This window comes from Shewanella sp. DAU305, from assembly GCF_026802235.1.
Taxonomy (GTDB): Bacteria; Pseudomonadota; Gammaproteobacteria; order Enterobacterales; family Shewanellaceae; genus Shewanella; species Shewanella baltica.
In genome coordinates, this window is record NZ_CP113808.1 from 1,578,684 (window position 1) to 1,593,864 (window position 15,181).

Sequence of the window (15,181 nt, forward strand, 5' to 3'; positions counted from 1 at the left end):
ATTATGTTGCATATTAAACCTATTCTCAGCAGTTTATTGCGCAGTAAAAGTGGCCCAGTCTTACTGCTTATTCAGATTATCTTGTCTGTGGCGATTGTGGCGAATGCGAGCTTTATTATTCAAGAGCGTTTAGCCCTGATGCAGCGTGATTCGGGGATTAAAGAGTCAGAAGTTTTGACCTTTAGCTTGTTCAACTTTGATCCATTGATTGATAAAACCGCGCAAAACAAAATTGACCAGCAAATTTTGCGGGGGCTACCCAATGTGATTGATGCGACCTCAACCAATATGTTGCCGTTAAGCGGTGGCGGCTGGTCGAGCACGTTAAATCTGGGCCCCGACCCAGATAGCGCTAAATCGACACCGCAATTTGCCATGTATCTAGGGACAGATCATACCATTGAGACCTTAGGCATTAAGCTGATTGAGGGGCGTAACTTTTATACCCATGAACTAAAGGACAGTCTCGATAGCCCGAGTCGCTTAGCGATCATCTCCAGCGCGTTAGCCAAAGCCGTTTGGCCTGATGAATCCCCACTTGGCAAAGTGTTGTACGAGGGTAAGGATGCGCAGATCACTGTGATTGGGGTTGTCGAAAAACTGCAAGGCGCGTGGATTGACAGTTCTAGCCTTGAAAACAGTGTGATTCAAAATGTGGATTATGGCAGCAGTTCTTACATGGTACGGGCCAAACCTGAGTTTCACGCCGAGCTTAAAGACGCGATAAAAAAAGCGCTGCTGGCCGAGAATCCTAACCGAGTACTCGATGGCTTTAAGTCCATTGAGGCCTTAAAAGATAGCTCATATCGCGATCATAAATTGATGATTACTGTGTTAACTATGATGGTGGTGTTGTTGCTGCTGATCACTTCGCTCGGTTTAACGGGCATGGTGATGTTTAATATCCAGCGCCGCACTAAGCAGATAGGTACCCGCCGCGCATTAGGTGCTAAAAAGCGCGATATTATCAGTTACTTCCTCGTGGAGAACTATTTGATTTGCTTAGCGGGAGGCGTGCTGGGCGGCTTGTTAGCGATACAGTTAGGCCAACAGTTAATGAAAATCTATAGTTTGCCTATGTTGGACTTAAGCTATCCATTATTTACTGTGGCAGGCTTGTTTATTGTCACCACGTTAGCGGTTTACTTACCGGCGCGTAAGGCGGCAAATATTTCGCCAGCAACGGCAACCCGCAGCGTATAGCGGAATATTTGATGTCACTTAAGGTACGATAAAAGCCCGACAAAAGTGCGATAACAATAGGATGTTATTGCACTTTTTGTTACTTTACGGTTAATAGTTTTATATAGGACAACACTCACACTTATGGATACTATCCTCATCGTCGACGACAATCATGCCATCTGCCAAGCCCTAGGTTTGATGCTAGAACTCAATGATTATCGGGTGCTGACTTGCCATAGCCCGGAGGACGCCCTTGGGTTATTGGCGACGCAAGATGTGGATTTAGTGATCCAAGATATGAACTTTACTCGGGATACCACCTCGGGTGAGGAAGGCAAGCAGCTGTTTTACGCCCTGCGCGAACGCCAAGGGGATCTGCCGATCATTTTGATGACGGCGTGGACCCAACTCGAAACCGCCGTTGAATTAGTCAAAGCAGGCGCCGCCGATTATATGGGTAAACCTTGGGATGACGCTAAGGTACTCAATAGCATCACCAATTTAATTGCGCTTTATAAACTCTCCCGTGCTAACCATCGTCTCGAGCGGGTGAATCATCAACGCCAAGTGGCGATCGCCGATGCGGACCTCTGCGGGATTGTCTTTGGTAGCGGCGCGATGCAGCGTTGTATTGATTTAGCCTTGCAGCTGGCGCGCTCCGATGTGTCGGTTCTAATCACTGGCCCCAATGGCGCGGGTAAAGACAAGCTTGCCGATATTCTCCATGCTAATTCTCCCTTAAAAAACAAACCTTTTATTAAGGTCAATGTCGGCGCCTTGCCGATGGATTTATTAGAGGCAGAATTGTTTGGTGCCGAGGCGGGGGCTTTTACGGGCGCAACTAAAGCGCGTATTGGTCGCTTTGAAGCGGCCGACGGCGGCACACTGTTTTTAGATGAAATCGGTAACTTGCCCTTATCTGGCCAAGTGAAATTACTGCGGGTGCTGCAAACCGGTGAATTTGAACGCTTAGGTAGCCATAAAACCCAAAAAGTGAAAGTGCGGGTGATCAGTGCGACCAATGCGGATCTGGCCCAAGATATTGCCGAAGGGCGTTTTCGTGAAGATTTGTTTTACCGCTTAAATGTGATCGAACTGGCGCTATCGCCGCTGAATCAACGCACCGATGATATTTTGCCTTTAGTGCAGCATTTTATCGGCAGCGATTTTAGCTTGAGTAAACCGGCATTGCAGGCGTTATTGCACCATCGCTGGCCGGGAAATGTACGCGAGCTTGAAAATGCCTGTAAGCGAGCGGTATTGTTGGCGCAAAGTCATGTGCTGACTGAAGCTGACTTTGGTTTAGCTCCTGTCGTGAGTGCGGTGAGGGCTGCTACTTCCCATATTTCGGCAGCTTCTGAGCCTCGACGCTTTGATCAGCGACAGTCTGATCCGCGCATGTTTGAACAGAGACAATCTGATCCACAGCCAGCTTATGCGTCTGCTTCCATTCCCGCTAATGCCACTTTTGCTGATAACTCTGACCGCGGTCAAGCACTGTCTGCCAATGAGGCGATAGAAGTGAGTCGCGAAGATATCGAAGCGGCGCTAAAACAGCACCATGGCGTGATTGCTCGGGTCGCCAAAGCGCTTGGGCTCAGTCGTCAGGCGTTGTATCGGCGCATGGATAAGTTTGGTTTAGATAAGTCATAGGCCAAGCGCAGATGCTAGGTCCCAGCTTCTAGGCAACAGATACTAAGTCTCAGATACTAGGCTACAGATTCTAAGCTTCAGCTTCTAGGCCACAGAAAGGCTATCGATTAAGGAATGTGAGTGTTAATTCGAACTAAACTGATCATTTATTCAATGGCTTGCTGCGCCTTTGGCGTCTTGCTCAGCTTCGCCTTAGTGAAATATTTCTCACCTAATGCTTCGTCTGTTACCACGCCTAACTCGATCGAAATCCCTGATATGAATGTGCAACTCGATTTTGCGGAGCTGGAGAAAACCGTCGCTTCCATCGAGCTTGCCCTTAAAGATACTGAACAATTACAGCTGATGGCAGCCATGCAAGCGCGCCAGAGGGCCGAGCAGATTAAGGCAGAACTGCAAAAGCTTGAACAACTTAAGCAAGAACAGTTACAGATAAAACTCTTCAAGTTAGAACAGCTTAAAGAAGGGCAGTTTAATTTCACCGCTCATATTGCTGAGCCTTTACGTGTAGAACCGCTATCCATTTTACCGCCCAAAGCCCCTTTATCCCCAGTGGCGCCCGCTGAAATAGCAGACAACGAGCGAGTCTCGAGTTTAACCTTAGGTGAAGGTTTGCTGGTGTTATTGCTTGCTTGTGGAGCGTGTGGTCTAAGTGTCGCTTGGTTAACACGGCATCTGGGGCGCAGTTTGGACTCCCTCGAAATAGGTCTACTGAACTTTAGCGATAATGACTTTAGCGTGAGTATTCAAGAGTATGGTGAAGGTCAGCTCAAAACCTTGGCCAAGTTATTTAATCATTCGGCGGCAAAATTGCGCCAAGAAAGGCAATACATTTACCAGCGTGAGTTGTTGCTGGATAAGGTGATTCAAAGCTCTCCCAACGTGATGTTATTGCTCGACGACCATCAGCGGCTCATTTACGCCAACGATGCGGCGCGTCACCTATTCCACAAAAAGGGCAAAATGGAAGGTTTGAGGCTAGATGAATTGTTGGTGGACTTGCCCGAAGTATTGGCCTTAGCGCTTAAACATGAAAAGAACGGTCTCTTTGCCATGGGCGAAGATGATGTGGAAACTTGGTATTTGAGTCGTGGCCAATTTTTGTTGAATAACCAACAGCATAACTTGATTTTACTTAAGCAGATGACCCGCGAGCTTAATCGTCAAGAGGTGGCGGTATGGAAGAAAGTGATCCGCATTATTAGCCATGAACTCAATAACTCAGTGGCGCCCATCGCCTCTATGGTGAACTCCGGCCGACTGCTCACCAAAGATATCGATAATCCCAAGTTAACCTTGATTTTCGATACGATCGAGAATCGCACCAGTCATCTGAGCCAGTTTATCTTCAACTATGCCCGCTTTGCTAAGTTGCCGCTCCCGCAGCGGCGTCAGGTGAATTGGACGCAATTTACGACCCAGTTAACCCAGCATTATCCCTTTAAACTTAGGCATGATTTGCCTGAAGTCGATGGTTATTTCGACCAAGGACAGATGGAGCAAGTGCTACTCAACTTGCTTAAAAACGCCCATGAATCGGGTTCAAACCCAGAGGATGTCACCCTGTCGATTCGGTATCAAACCTTAGTGGATGGTGCAGGTTTTAGCATTGCGATCGAGGATCGCGGTACAGGCATGTCTGGCGAAGTCTTAGAGCAAGCGCTGTTGCCATTTTACTCGACGAAACAATCGGGTACTGGGCTTGGTTTACCTCTGTGCCGTGAAATTATTGAAGCCCACGATGGCAGTATTAGCATGCATAATCGCAGCGACGGCGGCCTGTTGGTTCGGCTGTGGTTACCACAATGACTATGGTTACCACCATGGGGGCCACAATAATCCTCACGTTTTGTATCAGCACAGCAATGCGACCCTAGGGTCGCATTTTTATTGCTTCTTCATTTGTTTGTTTACCCTATGACTCCGGTCTTAACGGCTTCTTAGCGTATTAGCCAAATGGGCTATTTTTGCCTTTTTACCTTAGCTCTTCGGGCTAATTTGCCCCTCAGCGTAATGACGGGAGATCTTTAACCCTGTTAACCTGCTTTATCGAAAATTGACGCTAAAACTCCCGTTGTTAAAACAGAGGTTGGCGCGGTTTTTAAGGTTCGATTAAAAGGTTAAGGAGGGATAAGTGAAACAGTTAAAACAGCGTCTGCTGATCTGCGTTTTATGTCCATTCCTGCTGCTGGCTTCCCCTATCACTCTTGCCGACAACGACATTGAAATTAGTGGTTTAGTGATAGATAGAACCTTGACTCGGTTTGGTAAGGATTTTGGCTTCTACTACTCAAGCTATTGGCGCGAGCTGCCCTTTACCCAAGGCTTTAACGTAACGCTGTACGAGACTGTGTTTCCGCAGGCTGGAACCGTTTTAACCTTAGAAGTAAACGGGACACGGATTTACACCACCCATTTTGGTCGTCGTGCAAATCCGGTTAAAGAGAGTGCAGAGCAGGCGATTTTGATCACGATTGATTATTTAGCGCAAGTCAGAGCCAATGCAATAACAGGTGACTTTTCAGGAACATCGGACGACTTTTAGGATAATAATAATGACATACAGGACGTTACTTGCCCTTGTCACGCTATGTGTGGCAAGCAGTGGCCAAGCCACTGAATTGATTTACACGCCAGTGAATCCCAGTTTTGGCGGCAATCCACAAAATGGGGCTTTTCTATTAAATAAAGCCCAAGCGCAGAATGACAATAAATCCAACTCGACCGAGAAGGACTTTGTTACCCGTTTTAAAGAATCCCTAGAGCGTAACGTCATCAACTCGATCACTCGAGGCGTGGCCGATGGCGAAGTTAAAGATGGTGAATACAATACAGGGGATTTTCGTATCCAAGTTGCTACTGTAGGGGATGGAGTTATGTTAACTATCACTAATATTGCAACCGGTGAAATCACTGTGATTGAAATGCCAGTATATAAAGGTGGCAACTAATGGCCCGTTTAGTCTTTTTGGGTCTATTGCTGTTAAGCATGTCGGCCTGTAGCTTGATCCCTAAACCCGATTTAAATATCACGCCTGCCGAGGTTAACCCCTTGAGTGAAGTGATGCGTGGGCTACAAACTCAACCTGGCCCTAAGTTTCCCATCCCAGTAGCCGTGTATTCCTTTCGCGATCAAACTGGCCAATATAAACCACAGGCGAACGTGAGTTCGTTTTCGACTGCGGTGACTCAGGGCGCAACTTCGATGTTGATGCAGACCTTGCTCGATTCTAAATGGTTTACCCCAGTAGAACGTGAAGGGCTACAAAACCTGCTGACTGAGCGCAAGATCAGTAATAAACAGAGCGGTACTAAGGGTGATGATGTGCCCGTATTATCCACCGCCAGATTGTTACTCGAAGGTGGCGTCATTAGCTACGAGACTAACACCAGCACAGGCGGTAGCGGTGTCGAATACTACGGCATTGGCGCTTCGGAAATGTACCGTGAAGATCAGGTGACCATTTATCTTCGCGCCGTCGATGTGCACACAGGTAAAGTGATGATGTCGGTCTCGACCAGCAAACGTGTTTTATCCCAAGAAATGCGCGCGGGTTTATTCCGTTACACTAGTTTAAATCGCCTCGCCGAGGCCGAAATTGGTTTTACTACCAATGAGCCAGTGCAGTTTTGCGTGTTGCAAGCCATTGAATTAGCGGTCGCTGAGCTGATTGATAAGGGCATTAAGCAAGGCTACTGGAGTCCAACTCAAGTCACGCAGCCAGTCGAGAAAGCGCAGGAGTTGAGTCAGAGTTAGACGTTAGACGTCGGAGTTAGATATCGCTGAAAGCAGGCCTCTGCTTTAACTCTTAGTCACTATATGTGTGAATACGTAAAAGAAAACCGAGCCAGTTAAACTGACTCGGTTTTTTATTGGATTAAATTCTGCTGTGGTTGGACGTTGGCAGTGTTGTGGGCTGTGTGGTGTTAGTTCGCTTGCATGGCCTTCCAAAACAGTTCAAAACTGGCATCGCGATACCTTGTATTCGTACCTAAGTGCGGGTTATCGATAAAGAATCGGGTTGCCGCCAGATATTGGCCATGGCAGTTGTCTAGCATCAGCTCCAGCGGGTAGTGGGCGATTAATCCCTCCATTTGTCCTTGCTTAATAAGCTCGCTAATAAAACCTAAGATGCTGTTCATCGCCTGATCGCGCACCTTAGCGGCAATCATGGGCGACATTGAATATTGCTGAAAAAACAGTTGTTTGACAGGGTTATCCAGCGACCAATCAATCGCACTTTGCCATAGTTGTAGGGCATTGAGCTTTAGATCGCTGCCCTTATGAGTGTTCAACAGTAAGGTATCGGCAAACTCTTGTTTTATAGTAAGAAACAAAGATTCCATCAAGGCTTCCTTGGAAGGAAAATGATGGAACAAGGTCCCCGTAGCTACACCTGCTTGCTTAGCTATCGAGGCGGTGGACGTGCCATGAAATCCTTGGCTGACAAAGAGTGATAAGGCCGTGTCGAGAATGGCTTGGCGCTTATCTGTCATGGTTTTAATAGGTTGCGGCGTTAATGGCTGATTCAAGATTTATTCCCCAATGATTAGCGCAAAAAAAGTTTCATCAAGATGCGCTGGATAACAGTGCCATAGGGCGGGTGCACAAATTTACCTGTGTTGAATCGACCACGGCTGAGTACCGTTTTAGCGTGGCTGAAGGTTAAAAATCCTTCCTTGCCATGGTAATGCCCCATGCCAGACGGGCCGATTCCGCCAAAGGGCGCATCGTCGGCGGCGACATGGAACACGGTTTCGTTAATACAAACGCCGCCAGAATGAGTCTGTTGGAGGATTTTTTGCTGACTTTTCTCATCGAAACTCATCACATACAGCGCTAGCGGTCTTGCTCTCTGGTTGATGTATTGAATAGCTTCATCTAAGGAGTCGTAACCAATGATCGGCAGTAATGGACCAAAGATTTCCTCTTGCATTAATAGCATATCTTCACAGGTATTCGTGATTAGCTGAGTTGCGAGTTTGCGATGTTGGCTATCGATAGCTTCATCCGTCGCCGAAATAACTTGGGCACCTTTAGCTTTTGCATCCTCGAGCACTGTCATAAGGCGGTCAAACTGACGGGTATTAATGATGCTACCATAGTCTTTGTTGTGGTTTATCGCGCCGTACATGGCATTAAATTTAGCTCTGTAGGCGGCGATGAATTCATCCACTTGGGCTTTAGGGCATAGAACATAATCGGGTGCCACACAGATTTGTCCTGCATTCAAACACTTACCATAAATCATTCGTTCTACTGCTATCTCAAGCGGCATATCGGGGGCGATAATTACTGGCGATTTACCGCCCAGTTCGAGTGTCACTGGGGTGAGATTATTGGCCGCGGCGCGCATCACATGGCGGCCAACTGTGGTGGAGCCGGTAAAGAGTAAATGATCGAAGGGCAGGGCTGAAAATGCGGCGGCGACATCGGCCTCACCTTCAATGACTGCCACGTGTGACTCATCGAAGACGTGTGCCAGTAGTTGTTTAATCACTTGGTTGGTCGCAGGGGTGAATTCAGACAATTTGAGCATGGCGTGATTACCCGCGGCGATGGCGGTCACTAGCGGGCCAATCGACAGCATCACGGGGAAATTCCACGGCACGATAATGCCGATAACCCCTAAAGGCTGATAATGCACTGTGACTTTGGCTGGGGCGAGCAACAGCCCCGCATGGCGAGCGCTGGGCTTGAGCCATTTTTTTAGATTTTTCAAACTGTAATTGATGTTGTTGATGACAGGCATAATGTCTGAGATCAGGCTGTCATCAATCGATCTATGGCCATAGTCTTGGCTTAAGGCTTCGACTAAGGGCGTTTTAAATTGCAGTATGGCCGCTTTAAGTCGAGTTAATTGCTCCACTCGCGTAGCGTAATTAGGATTCGGCGCCGCTAAATAACTGCTGCGTTGGCGTTGGAGCAACTGAGTCAGTGGCGAGGCATTAAGGTGTTCGGTGGCCATATTCATAGTGGTTGCTCCAAGCGAGATTATAGGCTGAGTCTTATTCGGCACTTTAGTTAAGGTTTAATCTTAACGATTGAACCTGCTATTAAACAAAGACAGATAAATAAGTACCGACTGATTAGTCGGTTTATCCTAGCTTGCTTAGTGAGATGGTGCAAGGTGTCTGGTGTATTTTTGAGCAAGATCACGGCTTGTTGTGGCGTTAGCTTTTACACTAAATCAAGGGTTGTTACATAAGGAGCATGTATGGCATTGTTAAAGCATGGAATTTCGATTGGTATTGAACGCTATGGTGATGATGATTTCTTCGTTGCCTTTAAAGCTATCGGTACCTTAACTCATCACGACTACGAGATGATGGTGCCTGTGTTGGAGTCGGCACTGGCGGGCGTAAAAGATCCCGATATCTTCGCTTTAGTGGATGTGACTGAGTTAGATGGCTTGGAATTACAGGCCGCTTGGGATGATCTCAAACTTGGGGTGAAGCATATTCGTCATTTCGAGAAGATTGCCATAGTCGGTAAGACGACTCTGCAGGAAGTGCTGGCTAAATTGGCAAACTGGTTTACGCCTGCTGAGGTCAGGTTTTTGTTGATAATGGCGACGCCGTTGCTTGGTTAAAAGACTAGTTGCTCAGCAATCCATTCGCGCCATAGAAGGAGTACAGATTATGCGTACAGGTCAAATACTCTGGCCCACAGATTTTTCGGAAACTGCGGCCCATGCACTGAGTTATGCCATTGAAATGGCTAATCTATACCATGTAGGACTCAAAATTTTACACGTGGTTGAACAGCCGCTTGGCGATGAAAACTTTATGATTCTATCGATCACTCCAGAAGAGCTGGCTAAGAGTATGGAGGAAGCGGCAGCAACCAAGATGCAGGCGCTGTTAGAAGGGTTAAACACTGAACTTCCTATCACGACCTTAATCCGCCGCGGCGATCCTGTGTACCAGATTTTAGAAGAGGCCAACAGTAAAGATATTGGCATGGTAGTGATAGCGAGCCATGGCCGAACGGGGATTTCGCATTTTTTACACACCAATGTCGCAGAAGCGGTAGCTAACGGTGCGGCTTGTCCTGTGCTGGTGGTGAAGTAAGTGAGTTAGTGGCTTGACTCAATAAATTCAAAGGACGCTTATTGCGTCCTTTCTTTTTGATTGATAAAGAATAATTAATTGAAATGGGTACGCAAGAAGCATAGCTAACTGCTATAAAATAGTGGTATTTTGACTTTAATAAATAGCCTGATTAAAACTCAAATGATGGATAAGCTTATGCGTACTCAAGAAGTGTTATGCCCTACGGATTTTTCATCCACCGCAGCCCATGCGCTTAAATATGCGGTTGAAATGGCTAATCTTTATCATGTCGATATTCGGTTGTTGCATGTGACAAGCCCAGCCCGTGGCGCCCATTGCTATGGTATTGCGGTCGATATTCCCGCTACATTGGAAAATGAACTTCAAGCCTTTGTCGATGCAAAAATGCAAAGTTTGCAGCAGGAAATGCAGCAAGATCTCAACGAGGGACTCAATATTAAGCTAGTGGTGCGCCATGGTGATGCTATTGATGAGATTTTAGCGGAAGCCGTTGATGTCGGCATGGTGGTGATTGCCAGTCACGGCAGCAGTGGTTTAGCGGATTTTTTAAAGCCCCATGTGACACAAGATATTGTTAAGTATGCTAAGTGCCCTGTGCTGGTGGTGAAATAAAGCTTAGATATATAGGTTTAAGTAAAGAGCTTTAGATAAAGCTCTTTGAGAAAACCTAGTAGGAATCGTTTTTAATTATTTTAGGTTCTGTTAGCTTGGTTGACGCCTCGGCTTCATTTTCTAATGACATCAGGCGTCGATATTTTTCCTGCAATGCCACTAAGCTCCCATCTTGGGTAATTTGTTTGAGTCCTGCATTAAAATCATCTCGAATTTGTTCACTTAGAAACGCAAACTTATACTCCGTTGGTGGGAATATTTGGTGGCAAATGGCCTGTTGTTTTAAATCTTTTTCAGTTAGCTTTCCCTCAAGATAGGCCTGTTTTAGGTAATATTTGAAGATATTTTTATCCATCACCACGACATCTGCCCTGTGTTTCATCAGCATATAAACTTGCTGCACTTGCCTCGCTTGTTCTTGGTAGCCGCTATTGGCCTTAACCATTTTGGCAAACTCTTCCCCCAGTAACGATGATGCGCGCTGAAATGAGACGACTTGCTTGTTTTTTAAATCATCTATGTTATTGATAGTAAAATGATTTGCTTCGAGGCTAATGGCGCAGTTTTGGTAGGTTATCGCAACATTGGAGTAAAATACGTTGTCGAGCATGCCATCTTTAATGTTGATGATGCCATCGAGTTTACCTTCCCTGAGTTCATGGAAAGTGCGCGCCAGTGGTAAGTAGTGGATAGAAGCGGTATGACCTTTAACGGCGAGGGCTTGGTTCAGTAATTCGAGTTCGATTCCGCTATTGGTTTCTTGGATAACATAAGGTGGAATAGACAGGCTGACACCTATCTTAATTTCTGCTGCTTGGCAAAGCTGAGCGCCGCATAAGGTGAGAAACCCCATCAATTTAAAGCGGTTACAACGAGCCACTGAGCTATTTGGCTTATTTAGATTTTGCGTCATAAGTTACCAATACCTCCGCGGTACACACGTACAGCTGTGTTTGTTACTCGCCAGTCTTTCCATGACTCTATTGAGTAAGTGTAGTGTGTCTGTGAACTCAGCACGGTTTTATTTATTCAAATACGCTAAACAATGGGCGAATTAAAAAGATGAGCCAGGTTCGCGCAGAAAGGCGATTTCCTCTGCTGTCGATTCTCTGCCTAAGATGGCGTTCCTATGTGGATAGCGGCCAAATCTGTCGATAATTGCCTTATGTTGCAGTTCAAATGTTAAGTTGGCTACCGCCGCTTCACGATTAAACAGTTTAACTGCAACTTGATGGATCATTGCCGACTCGCTGTGCATATAGGGCATAAAGAGAAAGGGGACTTGTTTAGGTTTGAGTGCTAAATCAACCTGTTGGGCAACAGCTTCTTGAGCGAGCACTAAAGCGATGGCATCGGCTTCGAAAGCGGTAGGTGTATCTCGGTAAATATTACGGGAGAATTGGTCGAGCACTATGATCTCCGCTAATCGGCCTTGGGGCGTGACTCGCCAATGGGAAAGCTCTCCACGCTTAGCTTGGACTAATACATCCCCGAAGCGTTGGTTGATTTGTGCATCAAATTCAACATCTTTAATCCACCAAAGCTTTGGTTCAATTTCTTCAAACCAAAATGTCAGTACTTGTTCGGCTGTGATTGTCTGGCTCATTTTAGCGTCCCTTCATAGGTGATGAGTGCTGTTAGAAATAACAGTTGTTGGGGGATAATGACAAGTTGTTTTGCTTGATTTAGGAGAGATAGGTTAGCAGAAAAACTGATCATCTTTCGTAAGTATTTAGTGCTGGCTATTGCCTTATTGCCTGAATATAAAGTAGTTTTGATGATAATTACTTTAGTCTCTAGGCAGGTCTTTCTATGTCATCTTCAATGCCAGTATCGCAACAAGTTACGAAGCAGCATAAGGCGTTTTTGCGTAAGCTTTACTTAGCGCATTTGATGGATGATGACCGCCATAATCTATTATCACTCAATAAGTTAACTGGAATGCCGCGCCGCACCTTACAGGATGCCATCACCGCATTTGAGGATATAGGGATTCGAGTCGAGTTTGTCCAGGAAGGCAGTCGTAACAATGCAGGTTATTACCGCATAGTGACATGGGGGCCAATCAGTAGTGCATGGGTTGATACCCATCTCACTGAAATCGCCGATCTGATTGGTGTTGTTGAGAGTGGCGAAACGGCAGCATGAAGCGGTAAGTTCTGAGTTCGGCAATCACGTCATAACATAATAGGCGGCAAATCCTGCCCAACTTAGCACGAGTAGAGCGATAGCAACCCAAGTGGCTCGGGTGAACTGACTCTGGGAGTCGATGATCTCGTCAGCATCGTCTAGATTATCTATGTCGTTCACTGTGCGAGTTTTTGCTTTCAACTGTTGTTTACGGGCTTTATCCCGCTCACGGGCTTTAGCTTTAAGCAGTTTTTTATACTCGGCGATGCCTTTTTCAATCCCTTGGGCAATGAGCTTAGTTTGCTCTTTAGTTTGTCCTGGCTTTTGAGTGGCTTTGGCTGCGGCCAGTGCTTCTTGCTGAGTTTCTGTCGAGATAGTGGGTTTCATCTGGAAGTTGCCTAAATTGTTGCCGTTTGAGTTAATGCGGCTTGAGTTAACGCACTTGCGGCTAAAATAGGCTCGTGAATATAAGAGCCAATATGCCCGCGAAGCTGCTCGCTCATTCGTTAGTCAAAAGCGAGCCCAATATGTTATTGCCAGATTATACCCGCATTAGACATTAAAACTTACAGCCAATATCTTCATTTCATTAAAAAATCAGTGGATGCCCGCCTTCTGGTGCAGCAACGTATACTGGTTCATAGTCCCATACATCACGAATGGTATCGACCGACAAGGCTTTTGCTGGCGTGCCTTCGCTCACTATTCGCCCTTGTTTTAATACGATTAATTGATCGCTATAGCGAGCGGCTTGGTTAAGGTCGTGCAGTACCACTATCACAGTGTACGCGTGCTGATGAGCTAAGTTTTGGGCTAACTCAAGCACTCTGTGTTGCTGAGCGAGATCTAATGCCGATGTTGGTTCATCCAATAATAGTATGGGTGGGAACGGCGATTGACTGAGTTGAGTTAAGACGCGGGCGAGCTGGACTCGCTGTTTTTCGCCGCCTGATAGCGTTGGATAACTGCGCTTGGCGAGATGGGTTAAGCCCACTTGCGCTAGCTGCTCGGCAACTAACGCTTCACCCTCTTTGTTACTGATGGTTAAGGGATATAAACCCATAGCTACCACTTCGGACACAGTAAAGGGGAACGTCAGACTGGCGTGCTGTGGCAGTACGGCTAAGGATTTTGCCAGCTCGCGCCTAGGCCAATCCGCCAGTTGGCTATGGCCTAGACGGATACTTTGCCTTGGCGTGCTGATTTCTTGGCAAAGGGCTTTGAGTAGCGTCGATTTCCCCGCGCCATTGGGGCCGAGTAGGGCGGTTACTGCACCGGGTTTAAATTGCACATTAATATCGCTGAGCACCGTTTTCTGCCCAATGCTGACATCGAGCTGACTAATGCAGAGCTCAGTGCGCTCAAACTGTGCATTAGCTGAATGAGTTAGATGTGCTCTAGGTGCTAATTCAAAATCTGATCTTGATTCTGATTCGGCATAGGAAGTGGCAGTCATAACGCCTCGCTTAGATGAGCTTACTGCGTTGTTGCAGTAGTAAGAAGATGAAGAATGGCGCACCGATGAGCGCGGTCACTAACCCAACCGGTAACTCTGCTGGTGGCAAGAAGGCGCGAGCGCCGATATCGGCTAAGGCTAATAGGGCTGCACCTAAAAGGGCGCTGATGGGCAGCAGTTGGCGGTGATCTGGCCCTAACATCATGCGGACTAAATGCGGTACCACTAGGCCGATAAAGCCAATAATGCCGGTCGCCGCGACGCTTACGCCAACGCCTAAGGCACAAAGTAAAATAAGTCTAAGCTTGAGCCTATCGACATCTATCCCTAAGTGGCGCGCTTCGGATTCACCAAGCAATAAGGCATTGAGCGCCGCCGCATCTTGGCGAAATCGCCAGCTTAGTAATGCTAAAGTCACGAGACACAGGCTGACATACATCCACTGCGCACCCGCTATCGAGCCCATCTGCCACAAGGTTAAGTCACGCAGCGCCATGTCGTTGGCAAGATACGTGAGCATGCCAATTCCAGCGCCTGCCAGTGCTGCAATGGCGACGCCCGATAGCAGTAACAACACGACTGATGTTCCGGTTGGGCTACTGGCGAGGCGATAGACAACAAGGGTGGTGATTAAACCCGATACAAAGGCACTGATGGGGATCATGAATGGATTTGCATTGGGTAACAGCACGATACAGATGGCCGCGCCAAGAGCTGCGCCAGATGACACCCCGATAATACCGGGATCCGCCAATGGATTACGAAACAGTCCCTGCATCACTGCGCCGCATTGAGCGAGCGTGGCGCCCACCGCCAGTGCCAATAATGTCCGCGGCAGGCGAACATTGTTGATCACCAGTTGCTCGTGGGGTGCAATATTGCCGATGTTTTGCTGGGTCGCCCAATTAAGCACTGCGCTTAGGGCATCCACTAGGCTGATACTGACTGGCCCAGTACTGACCGAGAGTAAGCAGCTTAGGGCTAACAGTGTGACTAAACCGGGCCAGAGCCAGCGATTGAGGAACATCTCAACTATCCTTTCTATTTTTATCAGGTGACTAATCTGGT

At 47.0% G+C, this 15,181-nt stretch carries 16 protein-coding genes and 1 pseudogene; 10 read left to right on the plus strand and 7 right to left on the minus strand.

Annotation, left to right across the window (positions count from 1 at the left end; all coding sequences use genetic code 11):
* Positions 1–3 precede the first annotated feature (3 nt).
* From OX890_RS06815 to OX890_RS06840, 6 genes are all read left to right on the plus strand, one after another.
* The gene (locus OX890_RS06815; protein ID WP_259574491.1) at positions 4–1,203 is read left to right on the plus strand and encodes an FtsX-like permease family protein; all 1,200 of its coding nucleotides are present in this window, start codon (positions 4–6) and stop codon (positions 1,201–1,203) included.
* Positions 1,204–1,326: 123 nt separating this feature from the next.
* Positions 1,327–2,838, plus strand: a complete 1,512-nt coding sequence (locus OX890_RS06820) for a sigma-54-dependent transcriptional regulator (protein ID WP_268650321.1) — start codon at positions 1,327–1,329, stop codon at positions 2,836–2,838.
* 120 nt (positions 2,839–2,958) lie between these two features.
* A complete protein-coding gene (locus OX890_RS06825) occupies positions 2,959–4,647 on the plus strand; it encodes a sensor histidine kinase (RefSeq protein ID WP_268650322.1) in 1,689 nt (562 codons plus the stop codon).
* A 325-nt stretch (positions 4,648–4,972) separates the two neighbouring features.
* Positions 4,973–5,383 carry a curli production assembly/transport protein CsgE gene (locus OX890_RS06830; protein WP_115335346.1) on the plus strand — a complete coding sequence of 137 codons (411 nt, stop codon included), beginning with the start codon at positions 4,973–4,975 and terminating at the stop codon, positions 5,381–5,383.
* 10 nt (positions 5,384–5,393) lie between these two features.
* Positions 5,394–5,789: a curli assembly protein CsgF gene (locus OX890_RS06835; RefSeq protein WP_259503624.1), complete on the plus strand. Its 396-nt coding sequence runs from the start codon at positions 5,394–5,396 to the stop codon at positions 5,787–5,789.
* Entirely contained in the window at positions 5,789–6,595 is an 807-nt protein-coding gene (locus OX890_RS06840; protein ID WP_006082811.1) for a CsgG/HfaB family protein, read from the plus strand. Before OX890_RS06835 ends, OX890_RS06840 begins: the two co-directional genes overlap by 1 nt.
* Before the next feature lie 170 nt (positions 6,596–6,765).
* On the opposite strand, the gene OX890_RS06845 is transcribed toward OX890_RS06840, so the two are convergent.
* A complete protein-coding gene (locus OX890_RS06845; protein ID WP_268650323.1) occupies positions 6,766–7,371 on the minus strand; it encodes a TetR/AcrR family transcriptional regulator in 606 nt (201 codons plus the stop codon).
* Between the two features lie 17 nt (positions 7,372–7,388).
* Positions 7,389–8,813: a coniferyl aldehyde dehydrogenase gene (locus OX890_RS06850; RefSeq protein WP_268650324.1), complete on the minus strand. Its 1,425-nt coding sequence runs from the start codon at positions 8,811–8,813 to the stop codon at positions 7,389–7,391.
* Positions 8,814–9,056: 243 nt separating this feature from the next.
* On the opposite strand from OX890_RS06850, the pseudogene OX890_RS06855 reads away from it, so the two are divergent.
* The 3 genes and pseudogenes from OX890_RS06855 to OX890_RS06865 all read left to right on the plus strand — a co-directional run bounded on the left by OX890_RS06855 (position 9,057) and on the right by OX890_RS06865 (position 10,527).
* Positions 9,057–9,439: pseudogene (locus OX890_RS06855) on the plus strand (STAS/SEC14 domain-containing protein).
* A 41-nt stretch (positions 9,440–9,480) separates the two neighbouring features.
* Complete coding sequence (locus tag OX890_RS06860; protein WP_006082807.1) at positions 9,481–9,912, plus strand: universal stress protein; 432 nt, start codon at positions 9,481–9,483, stop codon at positions 9,910–9,912.
* 177 nt (positions 9,913–10,089) lie between these two features.
* Positions 10,090–10,527: a universal stress protein gene (locus tag OX890_RS06865; RefSeq protein WP_006082806.1), complete on the plus strand. Its 438-nt coding sequence runs from the start codon at positions 10,090–10,092 to the stop codon at positions 10,525–10,527.
* Between the two features lie 55 nt (positions 10,528–10,582).
* On the opposite strand, the gene OX890_RS06870 is transcribed toward OX890_RS06865, so the two are convergent.
* Positions 10,583–11,440: a substrate-binding periplasmic protein gene (locus OX890_RS06870; protein WP_268650325.1), complete on the minus strand. Its 858-nt coding sequence runs from the start codon at positions 11,438–11,440 to the stop codon at positions 10,583–10,585.
* Between the two features lie 141 nt (positions 11,441–11,581).
* Positions 11,582–12,133, minus strand: a complete 552-nt coding sequence (locus OX890_RS06875) for a DUF924 family protein (protein ID WP_268650326.1) — start codon at positions 12,131–12,133, stop codon at positions 11,582–11,584.
* A 206-nt stretch (positions 12,134–12,339) separates the two neighbouring features.
* Between OX890_RS06875 and OX890_RS06880 the strand changes: the two genes are divergently transcribed.
* Positions 12,340–12,675, plus strand: coding sequence for a winged helix-turn-helix domain-containing protein (locus OX890_RS06880; protein ID WP_268650327.1), 336 nt, complete (start codon positions 12,340–12,342; stop codon positions 12,673–12,675).
* Positions 12,676–12,699: 24 nt separating this feature from the next.
* Here OX890_RS06880 and OX890_RS06885 read toward each other — a convergent pair whose 3' ends face one another.
* From OX890_RS06885 to OX890_RS06895, 3 genes are all read right to left on the minus strand, one after another.
* Positions 12,700–13,044 carry a DUF2956 domain-containing protein gene (locus OX890_RS06885; protein ID WP_268650328.1) on the minus strand — a complete coding sequence of 115 codons (345 nt, stop codon included), beginning with the start codon at positions 13,042–13,044 and terminating at the stop codon, positions 12,700–12,702.
* Positions 13,045–13,246: 202 nt separating this feature from the next.
* Positions 13,247–14,113, minus strand: a complete 867-nt coding sequence (locus OX890_RS06890) for a heme ABC transporter ATP-binding protein (protein ID WP_268650329.1) — start codon at positions 14,111–14,113, stop codon at positions 13,247–13,249.
* Between the two features lie 10 nt (positions 14,114–14,123).
* Positions 14,124–15,140, minus strand: coding sequence for a FecCD family ABC transporter permease (locus OX890_RS06895; RefSeq protein WP_126491305.1), 1,017 nt, complete (start codon positions 15,138–15,140; stop codon positions 14,124–14,126).
* Between the last annotated feature and the right edge of the window lie 41 nt (positions 15,141–15,181).